We start from the raw sequence: 16,425 nt of genomic DNA on the forward strand, positions 1-16,425 counted from the left end.
ATCGGGTATCGACCGATACCCAGTCTCATCAATCTATACCCGGAGAAGATTCAAGCCATGCCTATCGTACACATTGCACTCGTTGAAGGACGCGACGACGAAACCGTTAAAGCCTGCGTCAAGGCTGTTGCCCGAACCGTTCACGAAACACTCGGTGCCCCGCTTGCCACGATTCGCGTGTATGCGACATCGACACCGGCTACCCATTGGGCGGTCGGCGAGCAAACCAAAGACGAACTGACCGACGTCCGGCAGTCGGAAAAGCGGGAGTAACAGCAATGACGCCCCAACAGATCGAACAGGCGGCTCGCGCGCTTGCCGATGCCGAGCAAAGCGGCATCTATATCGCGCCGCCTCGCGAAACCTACGACGACATCAGCATTGAAGACGCCTATGCGATTCAGCGGAGCAACACCGAACGCCGGATCGAATCGGGTCGCCGTCTGGTCGGTTGCAAGATCGGGCTGACGTCGGTGGCGGTGCAGAAGCAGCTCGGTGTCGATCAACCCGACTTCGGCATGCTGTTCGACGACATGGGCTATGGCGACGGCGAATCGATTCCGGTGGCGCGACTCACGCAGCCGAAGATCGAAGCAGAAATCGCGTTCGTAATCGGTCGCGATCTGACGGCGCCGAATGCGACGCTGCACGAAGTCATGAACGCGATCGACTATGCGCTGCCTGCGCTCGAGATCGTCGGTAGCCGGATCGCGAACTGGAATATCCGCATCGCGGACACGATTGCCGACAACGCATCGTCATCGGCCTACGTGCTCGGCACTTCGCCGCGCAAGCTGACGGAATTCGACGTGCGGTTGTGCGGCATGGTGATGGAACGGCGCGGCGAACCGGTCTCGGTGGGGGCGGGTGCGGCCTGCCTCGGCAATCCGCTGAATGCGGTCGTCTGGCTCGTACGCAAGATGGTCGAGATCGGTACGCCGTTGCACGCGGGCGACCTCGTGCTGTCGGGTGCACTCGGTCCGATGGTCGCGGTGGCAGCGGGCGACGTTTTCCAGGCGCGTATCGATGGTTTGGGATCGGTGCGGGCGGTGTTCGAACCGGACGCATCAGACGTATCAGATAGCAAAGGGGCACGCTCATGAGTCATCTCACCGAATACGCGACCTTGCTCGACGATGCCGCGAGCCACGCACACAACGTCACGCAGTTCGATCCCGAAGGCCGGTTGTCACTCGACGATGCCTACGCCATCCAGTCGCAGTCGATCCAGCGACGCCTCGCACGCGGCGAACATCGCGTCGGCGTGAAGATGGGTTTCACGAGTCGCGCAAAGATGATCCAGATGGGTCTCTCGGACGTGATATGGGGCCGCCTGACGAGCAACATGCAGATCGAGGAAGGCAGCTCAGTCGAGTTCTCGCGTTTCGTCCGCCCACGCGTTGAACCGGAAATCGCGTTTGTGCTGAAGCGTCCGTTGAGCGGCAACGTGACCGGTCCGGAAGCGCTCGCCGCCGTGGAAGCGATCGCGCCGGCGCTCGAGATCATCGATTCGCGCTACCGCGATTTCAGGTTCTCGCTGCCCGAAGTGATTGCGGACAACGCATCGTCGAGCGGCTTCGTGATCGGCGCATGGCAACGCCCGTCGCTCGATTTCAGCAATCTCGGTCTGACGCTCAACCTCGACGGGCGCGTGGTTCAGGTGGGCTCGACCGCCGCGCTCTTAGGTCATCCGTTGCGTTCGCTGGTTGCGGCAGCGCGCCTGTCGGCCGCTGCGGGAGAGCCACTCCAGGCAGGCTGGATCGTGATGGCGGGCGGCGCCACTTCCGCCGAGTGGATCGCACCCGGGCAATACGTCTCGGTTGAGATGGATCAACTCGGCAGCGCCGGTTTTCACGTAAAGGGGTGACGCGATGCCGATCTGCATGATCAAGATTCTCGAAGGCCGCAGCGTGGAGAAGAAGCGCAGGTTGATCGAAAGCGTATCGCACGCGATGGCCGACAGTCTCGAGATGCCGGTTGATCGCGTGCGGGTCGTCATCGAGGAAATCCCACTGGAATGCTGGGGGCGCGGCGGAAAGACAGTTGCCGATCGTGTCGCCGAGGGCAGCGCCGCGCTGCCGAAACCCTGATCGAATGAGCCTGGAGGCGAAATGAGTACCAAGGTAAAAGTAGCGATCATCGGGCCGGGCAACATCGGCACCGACCTGATGATCAAGGTGCTGCGCAACAGCCGGCATCTCGAGATGGGCGCGATGGTCGGTGTCGATCCGCAGTCCGAGGGTCTGGCACGTGCGCAACGTATGGGTGTGGCGACGACGTCCGATGGTATCGATGGACTGCTCAAGCTCGATGTGTTCAAGGACATCGATATCGTGTTCGACGCGACGTCGGCGGGCGCGCATCGCAAGCATAACGACATCCTGCAGCAGCACGGCATTCAGGTGATCGACCTGACGCCGGCCGCCATCGGGCCGTATGTGATTCCCGCGATCAATCTCGAGGAAGAGAACGCGCCGAACATGAATATGGTGACCTGTGGCGGTCAGGCGACGATTCCGATGGTGGCTGCGGTATCGCGGGTTGCGCAGGTTCACTACGCCGAGATCGTGGCATCGATCAGCAGCAAGTCGGCCGGACCGGGAACGCGCGCCAACATCGACGAGTTCACCGAGACCACGCGCAGCGCGATCGAACAACTGGGCGGTGCGACGCGCGGCAAAGCGATCATCGTCCTGAACCCCGCTGAGCCACCGCTCATCATGCGCGATACCGTCTTCGTCCTGTCGGACGAGGTCGACACCGACAAGGTCGAAGCCAGCATCGCCGCCATGGTGCGCAGCGTGCAGGCCTACGTGCCCGGATATCGTCTGAAGCAGAAGGTGCAGTTCGATCTGATCCCCGCGGACAAACCGCTCAACGTTCCAGGACTCGGACCGAAGCATGGTTTAAAGACGTCCGTGTTTCTGGAGGTCGAAGGCGCGGCGCATTACTTGCCGTCGTATGCGGGCAATCTGGACATCATGACGTCGGCCGCGCTGGCGTGCGGCGACATGATGGCGCGACGCAGAGTCGCTGCGGGCATTGCCCGCGGTCATAAGGAGGCGGTGTGATGAATCCCGGCGACAAGAAACTCTATATCTCCGATGTAACGTTGCGCGACGGCAGTCATGCGGTGCGTCACCAGTACAGCATCGAGAACGTGAAGGCGATCGCCAGCGCACTCGACCAGGCGGGTGTGGACAGCATGGAAGTCGCGCACGGCGATGGACTCGAAGGCTCCAGCTTCAACTACGGCTTTGGTGCGCATTCGGACGTTGCATGGATCGAAGCGGCCAGACAAAGCGTCAAGCACGCAAAAATCGCCACGCTCCTGATTCCCGGAATCGGCACGATCCACGACTTGCGCAACGCGTTCGATGCGGGCGCAACGGTGGTGCGAGTCGCCACGCACTGCACCGAGGCCGATGTCTCGCGCCAGCATCTGGAATATGCACGCAACATCGGTATGGACGCAGTGGGCTTTCTGATGATGAGCCACATGACCACACCGCAGCAGCTCGCCGCGCAAGCGAAGCTGATGGAGAGTTATGGCGCGAGCTGCGTGTACGTTGTCGATTCGGGCGGTGCGCTGGGTATGAACGACGTGCGCGACCGGTTCCGTGCCTTCAAGGATGTGCTCAAGGCCGACACGCAAACCGGTATTCACGCGCATCACAACCTGAGCCTCGGTGTCGCCAATTCCATCGTCGCCGTCGAAGAAGGTTGCGACCGCATCGATGCCAGTCTTGCCGGAATGGGCGCGGGTGCCGGTAACGCGCCGCTCGAGGTGTTCATCGCGGCGGCGGAGCGCCTCGGCTGGCATCACGGCTGCGATCTGTATCAGTTGATGGATGCCGCCGACGACCTCGTCAGGCCGTTGCAGGATCGCCCCGTGCGCGTCGATCGCGAGACGCTTGCGCTCGGTTATGCGGGTGTCTATTCGAGTTTCCTGCGCCACGCGGAAATCGCGGCGAACAAGTATGGCCTGAAGACCGTCGACATTCTCGTCGAGCTAGGCCGTCGGAAAATGGTCGGCGGGCAGGAAGACATGATCGTCGATGTCGCGCTCGATCTGCTCCAGCACGCTCTGCATGACCGGGCTCATGCAGAGCCGGTGGCCAGCAGCGCTGGACGTTGAAACCACACACATCGACTCACCTAACAAAACCTGGTAGGAGAAACGTGAAATGAGCACTATCGATATGTTGATCGGCGGCCGTAAAGTCCAGGCCGCGGACGGCGCCACCTTCGAGCGACGCAATCCGCTGGACGGCGAAGTCGCCACGCGAGCACCGGCCGCCAAAGCCGCCGATGCCCGCGCAGCCGCCGACGCTGCCGCCGCGGCCTTCCCGGTGTGGTCTGCCTTCGGCCCCAGCGAGCGCCGTGCGCTGCTGCTCAAGGCCGCCCAGGCACTCGAAGCCAAAGCGCCGGCGCTGATCGACGCGATGGCTCGCGAAACCGGCGCCTCATCCGTGTGGGCCGAATTCAACGCGCACCTGGGCGTCAGCTTGCTCGTCGAAGCGGCTGCGCTCACGAGCCAGATCAACGGCGAAGTGATTCCCTCCGATATCCCTGGCAACCTGGCGCTGGCCGTGCGCGTGCCCGCCGGTGTGGTGCTCGGCATCGCGCCGTGGAATGCCCCCGTCATCCTCGCGTTGCGTGCGATTACCACGCCGCTCGCCTGCGGCAATACCGTGATCCTGAAGGGTGCCGAGATGAGCCCGCATACCCAGGGTCTGGTGATCGAGGCATTGCAGGAAGCCGGCCTGCCCCCGGGCGTAGTCAACTTCATCACCAACGCACCGGAAGATGCCGGCGAAGTGGTCGAAGCCATCGTGTCTCACCCTGCCGTCAAGCGCGTCAACTTCACCGGCTCCACGCGCGTCGGCCAGATCATCGCCCAGACCTGCGCACGGTACCTCAAGCCGGTCATTCTGGAACTGGGTGGCAAGGCCCCCGTGCTGGTGCTCGACGACGCCGATCTGGACGTGGCTGTCGACGGTGTCGCCTTCGGCGCCTTCGTCAACTCGGGTCAGGTCTGCATGTCGACCGAGCGCATCGTCGTGGACGAGAAGATCGCCAACGACTTCGTCGATCGTCTCGTCGCTAAAGCCAGCAGCTTGCCGTTAGGCGATCCGCGCAACGGGCCGGTGGTACTGGGCTCGGTGGTAGACAGTCGCACCGTGCAACACACCAACGAACTGATCGAAGACGCACTGGCCAAGGGCGCCAAGCTGCTGTGCGGCGGCAAGTCCGGGAACACACTCATGGCCGCCACGCTGCTGGACCATGTAACGCCCGAGATGCGCATCTACCGCGAAGAGAGTTTCGCGCCGGTCAAAGGCATCGTGCGCGTGAAGGGCGACGAGGAAGCGATCGCCGTCGCCAACGACAACGAATTCGGTTTGTCGTCAGCGGTTTTCAGCCGCGACACTGCGCGCGCCTGGAACGTAGCCCTGCGCATCGAATCGGGCATTTGCCATATCAACGGCCCGACCGTGCATGACGAAGCGCCGATGCCGTTTGGTGGCGTCAAGCACTCGGGCTTCGGTCATTTTGGCGGCCGTGCGGGTATCGATTTCTTCACCCAGTTGCGATGGATCACGATCCAGACCACACCGCGCAAGTACCCGTTCTGATGCAAGACGCAAGCGTCTATGCCAAAAGACCTACTTACTCTGGGCGATGACTGAAACGCTTCGATCGACCAAACTGTGCCCGCGTGCCATTGCCTTCGATCAACGGAATCACCTTTTACAGACGAGGAATCAAATGCTGAACATCATGCGTTCGAAAATCTTCTCCCGCATCGCGCTGAGCCTGGCGCTTGGCACGGCACTGGTTACGCTGCCACCGCTCGCCCACGCCAAGCAGCGGGTCGAACTCACCGACTATCAAAAGCAGTGGGGCTTCTCGCCGCTCGTCGTCACCAAGGGTGGCGAGATCATCTGGCTTGGCGGACACACGACCACGACCGACGATAACGGCAAGGACATCTCATACGACTTCAAGGCGCAGGTCCGCCAGATCTTCAAGAATATCGATGCTGATCTGCAACGCGTAGGCGGCAACGTGTCAGATCTCGTCTCGATCACGGTCTACGTCAACGACCCGCGGATGAATCAGACAGAGGCGGAAGTCATCAAGGAGGTTTTCAAGGACGGCCCATACCCCGGTTCAGCGCTTCTGACGATCTCCAACTTTGCTCGCCCAGGTATCGTTGTTGAGGTTCAGGGGATTGCGGTCATCAAGGATGAACTGAACCGGCCGCCTGCGAAATTGCCGGCGCAACCGAAAAGCGAATGAAGGCAAGCCCACACCCGATCCGCGCTTAAGCCTTTGCCACCGACAAGCGTGCGAAATACCACACACATGCACACATGGAGATTCCTATGCCGTCGAGTTCAGCGTTTCTCGCTAACCAGAAAGATGCTTTATTGCTGCTGTCCCGTATCCTGCTCGTCATCCTGTTCGTGCTGTTCGGATGGGAGAAACTGCTGGACTACTCCGGCACCGTGAAACTCATGAATATGGAAGGCGCGCCGTTGCCGGCCATCTCCGCACTGGTTGCGATCGTGCTGGAGTTTTTTGTCGGCATCGCCTTGCTGATCGGTTTTCAGACCCGACCGCTCGCGCTTGTGCTCGCGCTCTATACGATCGGCACTGCGATTATTGGTCACCACTACTGGTCGGTGCCGCCCGCCGATCACATGAACATGATGATTCACTTCTACAAGAACCTGTCGATCGCCGGTGGCCTGGTTGCGCTCGGTGCGGCTGGGCCGGGGCGTTATTCGGTCGATCGCGGTTGAAACAGAGTCTGTCGCGCCCGCTCCCAGCTTTCCTTGTCCGGTGCGCAGATCAATCCCCCTGTCAGATGATCGGGCCGATAAGCGCTCCCATCAAAATGCGCGCTATAGCCACCCGCTTCACGATGCAGCAACCAGCCGGCGGCGTGGTCCCACGGCATCAGCTTGTTGTAGAACAGCAGATCGCAATGTCCCGCGGCGACCAGTCTGTATTCGTGGGCGGCACAGCGAAGCCAGGAACTCATCCCTAGTCGGGAGAGGTTTCCGTTGACCGTGGTTCGCAGCGGTTCGGGAAGAAAGTTGGTGCCGATGATGGCGTTCATCTCGGACACGGGCACGGCAGGTGCAACGTGGAGTTCGATGCGAGGCCGACCATCGGCTTCAAGCCATGCGCCTTCGCCACGCACTGCCAGTGCGGTATCGCCACAGACGGGATCGTGGATCGCGGCCAGGACGATTTCTCCGCGGATAGTCGCCGCGACCATGATGCCGAACAGCGGCAACCCTGACACGAAGTTCTTCGTACCGTCGATCGGATCGACGATAAAAGCGAGTTCCGCCGATGCAAACCCTTCGAGTACGGTGGCATCGCGTGCTGCTTTCTCTTCGCCGATAATCGCGGCACCTGGAAAAAGCTGACTAAGCGACTCCGATATCGCGCGCTCTGCTGCCAGGTCCGCGTCGGTCACCACGTCGAAACTCGAAGTCTTTTCGCGAACTTCGAGTTCACGCACCTTGCGGAACCGGGGCATCACTTCGCGCTGCGCGACATCGGCAAGCATTTCGGCAATGGTGATGGCGTCCTTGGACGAAAACGTCATGGTCTGCTATCCGTATGGGGTTGCGCAGCCAGTCGAAAAATCCGACTGAGTGACGGACATACTATCCCCTACCCTCGCCTGTCGCCACCAACGCACGCGCTAACCCTTCGTCGCCCCAAACGTCAGCCCAGCCACAAAATGCCGCTGCATCGCGAAGAACATCATCACCGACGGCAGCGCAGCGAGTATCGACCCAGCCGACACCAGATTCCACGCCGTCACCCACTGCCCTTTGAGCGCGGCCACGCCGACCGTAATCGGCGCGGCATCGTCACCGGTCGTCAGACACAGTGCCCAGAAGTAGTCGTTCCACACGAAAGTAAAGACGAGGATCGCGAGCGCGGCGAGCGCAGGCCGGATCAGCGGCAGCACAATGCGAAAGAACACCGTCCATTCGTTCGCACCTTCGATGCGCGCCGCCTCGACCAGCTCAAACGGCAGTTGCTTGATGAAGTTCCGCAGAAACAACGCGCAAAAACCAGTCTGAAACGCAACGTGAAACAGGATCAGCGCACCAACCGTATTGAAGATACCCAGCTCCAGCGACAGATTACGCACCGGAATCATCAGGATCTGGATCGGCACGAAATTGCCCGCAACGAACGTCGCGAACAGCGTCGTGTTACCGCGGAACGAATAGATCGCGAGCGCAAAACCCGCCATCGATGCCAGCACGATCGACCCCACCACCGCGGGTATCGTGATCAACACGCTGTTCCAGAAGTAATGCAGCATCGGCGACGTGGTAAGCGCATCGCTGTAGTTGGCAAGCAGCGAAAAGTGCTTCGGCCAACCCCAGTAGTTGCCTTCGACAAGCTCGTCGGACGAGCGGATCGACGTCACCATCACTGCGAGCAACGGCAGCAGCCAGATGACAAGCGCAACAGGTAACGACAGCTTGTACAGCGTCCGGTTGACGGGCTTCCATCTGGCAATCGGTGTCGGAAACATCGCGCGCTCCTTTATGACTCGGTGCGCAGCATGCGGCGCAGGTGATAGACGATGTACACCATCATGATCGCGAACAGCACCACGGCAATCGCTGCGGAATAGCCGATGCGGTAGTACTTGATCGCCTGGTCGTACATGTAATACGCCAGCACGGTCGAGCTTTCGAACGGACCGCCGCCGCTCATCACGGCGATCAGATCGAAACTGCGCAACGCACCGATGATCGTCACGACGATCGCCATGAAGGTCGTTGGCCGCAGTTGCGGCAGCACGACGTGTCGCAGCATCGCCCAGCCTTTCGCGCCCTCCATCCGTGCGGCTTCGATCTGTTCGGCGTTCAACGTGGTGAGCCCGGTGAGGTACAGGATCATGCAATAGGCAGTCTGCGGCCACAGTGCGGCGAAGATGATGCCGAAGCTCACGTAGCGCGGATCGCCGAGCACGGGTATGCCGTGCCCAAGAATCAGCTTGAGGAGACCGAAGGTCGGATCGTAGAACCAGCTGAACATCAATCCAACTACTACGCCCGACAGCACGAACGGCGCAAAGAACAACGACTTCACCACACGGATGCCGCTGACCGCCTGGTTCAGATACAACGCGACCGCGAGCCCCATCGGCGGGGCGAGGAGGAACATGACGAGCCATAGCAGGTTGTTCTTGAGCGCGGTGTAGAACGTCGGCGCATGAAACAGCTCCACGTAGTTGGCGAGACCGACAAAGGTTTTCTCCGTCATCCCGTCCCAGCTGTAAAAGCTGAGCGCAATGCTCGACAGGATCGGCCACACCACGTAGATCGCCACCATCGCGCAGGCCGGCGCGAGAAACAGAAACGCGGCGACACGCTGCTGGCGCGCCGTAGCCGACAGTTTCCTGCGACGCTTCGCGCGAGCGACCGGCGCGCGGAGGGTTTCGGACATCGTGCTCTCCTCATCGGTTATGCGGCTCGCCGGCGTGGCGAGCCGCATAACGCGTCACTTCTTGTAGATGCGCTTGCGCGTCGCTTCGAGCTGCGCGAGTACGTCGTCGAGCTTCGACGGATCGGAGACGAACTGCTGCATCCCCTTCATGCCTTCGTCGGCCATTTCCTTCGTCATGTCGCGATCATAGAACTGCGCGATGCCGCCCGTCGTCTGCGAGAGGATCTGGAAGCCTGTCTTCGAAATCGCATCGTCCGGTTCCGGCGACTGACTGTTGGTCGGCAACGAGCCCATCCCCTTCGCGAGTTGCGCGCTGATCGCAGGCGTCTCGGCAAATGCGAGGAACGTGTGCGCATCGGCCTTGTTCTTCGCTTTCGTAGGAATATGCAGCGACTCCACCGGGCCATCTTCGGCAGTCGGCACCTTGCTGTCGATGATCGGGAACTGGAAGAAACCCATCTGCGGCTTGATGTTCTCCGGGAAACCCGCCGTAATGAACGTGCCCATCAGCATCATCGCCGCCTTGCCCTGGAACAGGAACGGCTGCACGGCGTCGAGATCGTAGGACAGCGAGTTGTCGATGAATATCTTGTCGTCGATCAGCTGCTTCCACGCGGTGTACACCTTCTTCACGCGTGCATCGGTATACGGTACGTCGCCCGCCATCAGTTGCTGGTGGAACGCATTGCCGTTGATACGCAGATCAAGATAGTCGAACCAGCCCGCCAGCGTCCATGCATCGCGGCCCGCCACCGCGACCGGCACGATGCCCGCGGCCTTCAGCTTCTTGCAGGCGTCGAGAAATTCCGGCCACGTCTTCGGTTCGGCTGCAATGCCAGCCTTCTGGAACAGATCCTTGCGATAGAACATGCCCCACGCGTAGTACACGGTCGGCGCGGAATACTGCTTGCCGTTGTACGTCGACGACTGCTTCGTCGACGCGTACATCGCATTCCAGTTGTTGCGGTTCCAGTCGGGTGTGAGGTCTTCGAGCAGGCCGCGCTTCGCGTAGTACGCCATGCGCTCGCCGTTGTGCCAGTTGATGATGTCGGGCGGGGCGGTCGTGAGCCAGCCAGGCAGTTGCACCTTGTAGGCTTCCTCGTCGACGAACGAAACCTTCACGTCGATGTCCGGATGCGCCTTGTGGAACGCATCGAAGGTCTGCTGCCAGACCGCGCGCTGGCTCGCGCCCTTGAAGGCGATGTTGGCGGTGAGCGTACCGGCCTGCGCGGCGCCCGTCGCAGCAAAAGCAACGGCCAGCGCGACACCGGTTAACGCTAAGCGAATCGAAGTTTTCATGCGCGTCTCCTCATGGATGAGTGTTGTGTACTTCGCTTGCTGCCTTCAACTGCGATAGATCGCGACGCCCTGCGGCTCGACCTTCTGCCGCCCGACGACAAAGCTGCCGGGTGCCTCGATCCGGTACGGCGCATCGCCGTAATTGAACACGTAGGTCAGCGCACCGCGCCGGCTGATGCGCACGCCATCCGGCAGCGCCTGCGCGGGCAGCCCTGCCTGCCGCGCAACGTCGCCGAGCAGGGTCCGCGTCAGCGTTTCATCGAAGGGCGCCGCCAGATAGCGGACCGACCCATGACGCACGATGGCCGGATGACCGTCCGCGAAGCGCGCATCGATCTGCACGCCTTCGCCTGCTTCCAGAAAATCGCGCCAGTGGTACGCATCGCCGGTGACCGCTCCGTTGACCTTCACCGCAATGCCCGGCCGCATCGATTCGACGCGCCACACGCGAATCGGCATGATGCTCGCGAGATCGGCGCCCGGCGGCAACGTGCCGGGAATCGTCAGGCTTTCGGTTTTCGAGCCGCTTCGCGGCCCGAGCACCACCTGTGCGCCGCTCGCGGCCAGCTTCGCGGCGAAGCCTGTCGGTACCACCGGCAGCGGCGGCACAACGATCATGCTGTAGCCATCAAGCGGCGCACTCGACGGAATCACATCGACGTCGAGCCCGAGGCTACGCAGCGCGCTGTAGTACTCGAACGCGAAGCGTGGATAGTGAAAGTCCGCGCCCTGCGGATGAATCTCGAACAGCCATTTCGCTTCGTAATCCCAGATCAGTGCGACCTTCGCGACGACCGGCATGACGCCATCGGCCTTGAGCACCGCATCGATTTCCTGCGCGACCGTCGACGCTTCCAGCCCACCGATGTCGAGCCGGTTGTCCGGCGTGTTCAATCCCGCATGCATCTGTTCCTGCGCAAACGGCGCCTGGCGCCAGCGGAAATACGACACGCAACCGGCACCGTGTGCGAACGCTTCCCAGCTCCAGAGCCGCACCATCCCCGGCAATGGCGCCGGATTCCATTGCGCCCAGTTCACCGGTCCCGGTTGCTGCTCCATCACCCAGAACGGTAGCGCCGACATGCCGCGATAAACATCGTGATTGAACGATGCAAAATCCGGATGCCCGGTGCGCAACCACTTCGCCTTGATGTCCGGCGCGAACCACTGCTCTTCGAGCGCGCCGAGCGGATAGCTGTCCCACGCGGCAATCTCGAGATCGGCCGCGACCTTGTAGTGATCGAACTCAGTGAAGAGCTGCATGAAGTTGTGCGCAACCGGCCGCCCCGGCGAATGCGCGCGAATGATGTCGACCTGCATGCGGTTAAAGCGGACGACTTCGTCGGAGGCGAAGCGTCGATAGTCGAGCCGGTGCGACGGATGCGCTTCCGTCACCGTGCCGATGGGCGGATCGATTTCTTCGAAGCTGCGGTATTCCATGCTCCAGAAGACCGTGCCCCATGCGGTATTGAGTGCGTCGATGTTGCCGTAGCGCTCTCTTAGCCAGCTGCGAAAACGTGATGCTGCCGCAGGCGAATAGCTGACCACCGTATGGTGGCAACCAAATTCGTTGTCGGTTTGCCAGAACGCGACCGCTGGGTGCCGGCCATAGCGCGTGGCGACGGCCCTGCAGATCGTGCGCGCGGCTTCGAAGTACGAGGGCGACGAAAAATCGTAGTGCCGCCGCGAACCGAAGCCGCGTACACGGCCGTCCGCACCGACCGGCAGGATGTCGGGAAAACGATCGATCAGCCACTTCGGCGGCGTCGCTGTCGGCGTGCACATGACCACCTTCAGGCCAGCGTCGCCGAGTACGCCGACCGCACGATCGAGCCAGTCCCATTGATATTCGCCCGGCGACGGTTCGATACGGCTCCACGCAAACTCCGCGATCCGCACGTAATCGATGCCGAGCGCTCTCATGCGCGCGGCGTCGTCCTTCCACATCGTCTCCGGCCAGTGCTCCGGGTAATAGCAGACTCCAAGACGCATACAGTGCGCTCCTACGCTAGTGATGGATAGCCGCCGGTGGGACGGCGAAACCGTCTTCGGTAAACAGATGGCATGACGCCGGCGGCACGTTGAATGCGACGGTTTCGCCGCTGCCGGGCGTGTGGTCGCCTGGTGCTTTGGCGATCAGCGCCGCATGCGATGTCGTGCTGTCAGGTTGATCGAGATGCAGATAGCTGTGCTCGCCGAGACGCTCGACGAGCGACACCTTGCGGCGAATCTGTTGAACGGCGCTGTCCGCGGCGGCGGGTTCGAGATGCTCGGGACGAATGCCGAGTGTGACATTCTGGTTGGGCTGCAGAGCGGTACCGTCGAGCAGCGTATCGAGACGTTCGCCGGTTCCATCGAGTGCGATCTGCACGCTACCGGCACCGCACGAAACAACGCGTGCGGGCAGAAAATTCATTCTCGGCGAACCGATAAAGCCCGCGACGAAGCGACTCTTAGGGCGGTGATACAACTCGAGCGGCGCGCCGATCTGCGCGATGCTGCCGTACTTCGCCGTGTCCGCGCCCGCATGCAGCAGCACGATCTTGTCGGCAAGCGTCATCGCTTCGATCTGATCGTGCGTGACATAGACAACGCTCGCCTTGTCGAACTGCTTATGCAGACGCGCAATCTCAACACGCGTCTGGCCACGCAGCGTTGCGTCGAGATTGGACAGTGGTTCGTCGAACAGGAACACGCCCGGGCTACGCACGATCGCGCGACCGATCGCCACACGCTGCCGCTGCCCACCCGACAGTGCCTTCGGACGCCGCTCTAGCAGCGCCTCGAGTTGCAGCACACGCGCGGCTTCGCGAACCTTGCGATCGATCACATCTTTCGGCGTCTTTGCAAGCGTCAGGCCGAACGCCATGTTCTCGTACACGGTCATGTGCGGAAACAGCGCATAGCTCTGAAACACCATCGCCACACCGCGTTGCGCGGCAGGCACATCGTTGACGAGCTTGCCGTCGATCAACAGATCGCCATCGGTGATGTCTTCGAGGCCGGCGATCATGCGCAGCAGCGTCGACTTGCCACAACCCGACGGACCGAGAAACACGCAGAACTCGTGCTCGCCGATCTCGAGATCGACGTCGCGAATGACCGCTGCATGGTCGCCATATGCCTTCTGAACCGATCGTAACGAGATGCTCGCCATGCCCGACGTCTCCGTATTTTCCCTCGGAGACACGAAGAGGTTAAGCGCTTAACCTCGTGCCGTAGAAAAAACGATCCGAGTCTGGATCGCTGCTGTCCGGCTGTCTCCGTCGTGGTGTTCTCACTGCGTTGAAACGAAATCTAGCGAGGTCCGGGCAATCATGCAAATACCGGGAAGTTATCCCGGAATGTGGGCACCCCTGCTGAAACTTGCAGCTCGACGGCATGCTTGCGACAGTGGCGCCGACCTTGATTCACCAACGTATTCATCCCCACCCGACCTAAAGCATCGATGACCACCCTGACGGAAGTCGCGCAACGCGCCGGCGTCACACCGGCCACCGTATCGAACGTGCTGCGCCAGCGCGGCAAGGTCGGAGCGGCCACGCGTGAACGTGTGCTGGAAGCGGTCGCGGCGCTCGACTATCGTCCGCATCTGACTGCACGCGCGCTGGCGGAAGGCAGCACACCGACACTCGCGCTGATGGTCTCGAGCATCGCGAATCCGTTTTATCCGGAGTTTGCGCTCGCCGCCGAACGCGCCGCGCGACGCAGCGGGCGCTTCCTGATTGTGTGCAATACCAACGAAGACCCCGTGATGCTGCGCGCGTACCTCGACCAGATTGCGGGGACGCTGTCCGAAGGCATGCTGGTGATGAACGCGAAAGTCGATTTCGAGGTGCTGCGCAAGACCCAGGCGCGCGGCACACCGGTCGTGCTGTGTTTGTGGGAGCGGCCGGAAACACCGCCCGGCATCCCGTGTATCGCCGTCGATTTCGCCGCAGCCGGTGCGCTGGCTGCGCGCCATCTGCTGGAGCTGGGGCATCGGCGGATCGGTGCGATTCTCGCTGGCGGACTCGACGGCGTGCAGGCGCCGCGCTATGAAGGTTTTTGTGCAACGTTGAAGTTGGAGAACGTCGCACATCCCGATAGCGAAGTGCGTTTCACCACCGACTCCGTGCAAGGCGGTTATCAGGCTGCCGTGCAACTGCTCGACGAACACCCGGATCTCACCGCCATCTTCGCGACCAACGACCTGCCCGCACTCGGCGCAATGCATGCCGCTGCAGATCGCGGACTACGCATTCCCGAAGACATCTCCGTGATCGGCATTACCGATATTCAGCTGGCACGTGAATCGCGGCCGGGGTTATCGACGGTTGCGGTGCCGACTGAAGCTGCTGCGACGCTTGCGGTTGAGTTGCTGGAGGCGTTGATCGATGGCAAGGCTGGCGGTGACGCGCCGATGCAGATCGCACCGGCGCCCGTGCTGGTTGTGCGCGCATCGACCGGGCCGGTGCGGCGGAAAAAGCGTAGCCGTCAGACCGCCGTGCGCTCGCGCGCAAAGCGTTGAAACGCCGCGCTATAAGCGCTCAATCCGCCGCGGGAATCCACGCCGCCTGCGCCGCATCGCTTGTGCGGAACGCCGGAAATTTCGCACCGAGTTCGGCGATCGTGTGGATGTCGTTCTTCACGAGATCATCGCGGGTAATCAGCGCAGGCCGCACGGCGATATGGGCACCCGGATTCTGCCCCGCGACCAGCAACGCCGCCGCCCGCACCGATACCGCGCCGACTACGGCCGGATTGGTCGCCGCCGTCGCAACCCAGGCGCTACCCGGCGCGCGAATCGCTTCGATATCGGCGGTGGAAATATCGGCGCTGTAGATGCGGATTTTCGTCGACAGTTTGGCTTCGTCAGCGGCGAGTTTTGCGCCGCGCGCGAACTCGTCATACGGTGCGAACACGACGCGGATATCGGGGTGTGCGCGATACGCAGCCGCGGCCTGATTCGCCACCGACTGCGCAATCGGATTATCGACCGTGCCCCAGCGCGCTTTCTCCTGCACCTTCGGATGCGCGTCCTTGAAGCTGCGCCACACCGCATCGCGCCGGTCCAGCGGCGCAAAACCCGCCACATAGACGTAGCCCGCAGCAAAGGCATCGCCATTGTCCTTGACCGCCTGATCGAGCAACAGCGTCGCCAGGTCACGATCGCTCTGTTCGATCTGCGGCACCTTCGGATTGTTCAGATCGACGTCGAATGCAACGACCTTGATGCCTTTATCGAGTGCACGCTGCACGACGTCCTTTAGCGATTCCGGCAAGCCGTGATTGACGATGATCGCCGATACGCCAAGGCTGATCGCCTGTTGAATCTGCTCGCGCTGTTCGGCCGCATCCTGGCGCCCTTCGTAGATACGCAGATCAATGCCGAGTGCTTTGGCCTGTTTTTGTGCGCCCGCTTCATAGGCCTGGAAGAAATCGCCGGTCGACAGATAGTTGACCAGGGCGATCTTTACACCGCCTTTGTTGAACGGTGCAGGTGCGCCTTTCAGTGGTTCGGCATTCGCAACATTCGCCGCGACCGTTACCGCGAACGCCGTCAATACAGTCAACGCGGCGGCAATGCGCCGCGAGGCACGCGCACGGCGTGCAACCTGAACAAGCGATTTCATCGAAAGTCCT

Annotated in this window: 17 protein-coding genes; 10 read left to right on the top strand and 7 right to left on the bottom strand. The window is 61.6% G+C overall.

The window, feature by feature from the left end; genetic code table 11:
* Positions 1 to 57: 57 nt before the first annotated feature.
* From BWP39_RS25080 to BWP39_RS25120, 9 genes are all read left to right on the top strand, one after another.
* Positions 58 to 273, top strand: a complete 216-nt coding sequence (locus BWP39_RS25080) for a tautomerase family protein (RefSeq protein WP_096724964.1) — start codon at positions 58 to 60, stop codon at positions 271 to 273.
* 5 nt (positions 274 to 278) lie between these two features.
* Complete coding sequence (gene mhpD / locus BWP39_RS25085; RefSeq protein ID WP_096724965.1) at positions 279 to 1,103, top strand: 2-keto-4-pentenoate hydratase; 825 nt, start codon at positions 279 to 281, stop codon at positions 1,101 to 1,103.
* Positions 1,100 to 1,867, top strand: coding sequence for a 2-keto-4-pentenoate hydratase (locus BWP39_RS25090; protein WP_096724966.1), 768 nt, complete (start codon positions 1,100 to 1,102; stop codon positions 1,865 to 1,867). Before mhpD ends, BWP39_RS25090 begins: the two co-directional genes overlap by 4 nt.
* A gap of 4 nt (positions 1,868 to 1,871) precedes the next feature.
* Positions 1,872 to 2,090, top strand: coding sequence for a tautomerase family protein (locus BWP39_RS25095; protein WP_096724967.1), 219 nt, complete (start codon positions 1,872 to 1,874; stop codon positions 2,088 to 2,090).
* A gap of 21 nt (positions 2,091 to 2,111) precedes the next feature.
* Positions 2,112 to 3,071: an acetaldehyde dehydrogenase (acetylating) gene (locus BWP39_RS25100; protein ID WP_096724968.1), complete on the top strand. Its 960-nt coding sequence runs from the start codon at positions 2,112 to 2,114 to the stop codon at positions 3,069 to 3,071.
* Positions 3,071 to 4,138, top strand: coding sequence for a 4-hydroxy-2-oxovalerate aldolase (dmpG, locus tag BWP39_RS25105; protein ID WP_096724969.1), 1,068 nt, complete (start codon positions 3,071 to 3,073; stop codon positions 4,136 to 4,138). Before BWP39_RS25100 ends, dmpG begins: the two co-directional genes overlap by 1 nt.
* A 49-nt stretch (positions 4,139 to 4,187) precedes the next feature.
* Positions 4,188 to 5,639: an aldehyde dehydrogenase gene (locus BWP39_RS25110; protein WP_096724970.1), complete on the top strand. Its 1,452-nt coding sequence runs from the start codon at positions 4,188 to 4,190 to the stop codon at positions 5,637 to 5,639.
* 46 nt (positions 5,640 to 5,685) lie between these two features.
* On the top strand, positions 5,686 to 6,306 hold the full coding sequence (locus tag BWP39_RS25115; protein ID WP_207557088.1) for a RidA family protein: 621 nt from the start codon (positions 5,686 to 5,688) through the stop codon (positions 6,304 to 6,306).
* A gap of 86 nt (positions 6,307 to 6,392) precedes the next feature.
* Positions 6,393 to 6,812 (top strand): DoxX family protein, encoded by a 420-nt coding sequence (locus BWP39_RS25120; RefSeq protein WP_096724971.1) that lies wholly within the window; start codon positions 6,393 to 6,395, stop codon positions 6,810 to 6,812.
* Here BWP39_RS25120 and BWP39_RS25125 read toward each other — a convergent pair.
* The 6 genes from BWP39_RS25125 to BWP39_RS25150 all read right to left on the bottom strand — a co-directional run bounded on the left by BWP39_RS25125 (position 6,791) and on the right by BWP39_RS25150 (position 13,957).
* Entirely contained in the window at positions 6,791 to 7,630 is an 840-nt protein-coding gene (locus BWP39_RS25125) for an inositol monophosphatase family protein (RefSeq protein ID WP_096724972.1), read from the bottom strand. The two genes, BWP39_RS25120 and BWP39_RS25125, sit on opposite strands and share 22 nt — an antisense overlap.
* A gap of 99 nt (positions 7,631 to 7,729) precedes the next feature.
* Positions 7,730 to 8,581, bottom strand: coding sequence for a carbohydrate ABC transporter permease (locus tag BWP39_RS25130; protein WP_096724973.1), 852 nt, complete (start codon positions 8,579 to 8,581; stop codon positions 7,730 to 7,732).
* A gap of 11 nt (positions 8,582 to 8,592) precedes the next feature.
* On the bottom strand, positions 8,593 to 9,501 hold the full coding sequence (locus BWP39_RS25135; RefSeq protein ID WP_096726161.1) for a carbohydrate ABC transporter permease: 909 nt from the start codon (positions 9,499 to 9,501) through the stop codon (positions 8,593 to 8,595).
* A 54-nt stretch (positions 9,502 to 9,555) separates the two neighbouring features.
* Entirely contained in the window at positions 9,556 to 10,800 is a 1,245-nt protein-coding gene (locus tag BWP39_RS25140) for an ABC transporter substrate-binding protein (protein ID WP_096724974.1), read from the bottom strand.
* Between the two features lie 45 nt (positions 10,801 to 10,845).
* Complete coding sequence (locus BWP39_RS25145) at positions 10,846 to 12,792, bottom strand: beta-galactosidase (RefSeq protein ID WP_096724975.1); 1,947 nt, start codon at positions 12,790 to 12,792, stop codon at positions 10,846 to 10,848.
* 16 nt (positions 12,793 to 12,808) lie between these two features.
* Entirely contained in the window at positions 12,809 to 13,957 is a 1,149-nt protein-coding gene (locus BWP39_RS25150; protein ID WP_096724976.1) for an ABC transporter ATP-binding protein, read from the bottom strand.
* 291 nt (positions 13,958 to 14,248) lie between these two features.
* On the opposite strand from BWP39_RS25150, the gene BWP39_RS25155 reads away from it, so the two are divergent.
* Positions 14,249 to 15,310: a LacI family DNA-binding transcriptional regulator gene (locus BWP39_RS25155; protein ID WP_096724977.1), complete on the top strand. Its 1,062-nt coding sequence runs from the start codon at positions 14,249 to 14,251 to the stop codon at positions 15,308 to 15,310.
* A 19-nt stretch (positions 15,311 to 15,329) separates the two neighbouring features.
* On the opposite strand, the gene BWP39_RS25160 is transcribed toward BWP39_RS25155, so the two are convergent.
* Positions 15,330 to 16,415, bottom strand: a complete 1,086-nt coding sequence (locus tag BWP39_RS25160) for a substrate-binding domain-containing protein (protein WP_096724978.1) — start codon at positions 16,413 to 16,415, stop codon at positions 15,330 to 15,332.
* Positions 16,416 to 16,425: the final 10 nt, after the last annotated feature.

Origin of the sequence: Paraburkholderia acidicola (genome assembly GCF_002362315.1) — a bacterium.
GTDB classification, from domain to species: domain Bacteria; phylum Pseudomonadota; class Gammaproteobacteria; order Burkholderiales; family Burkholderiaceae; genus Paraburkholderia; species Paraburkholderia acidicola.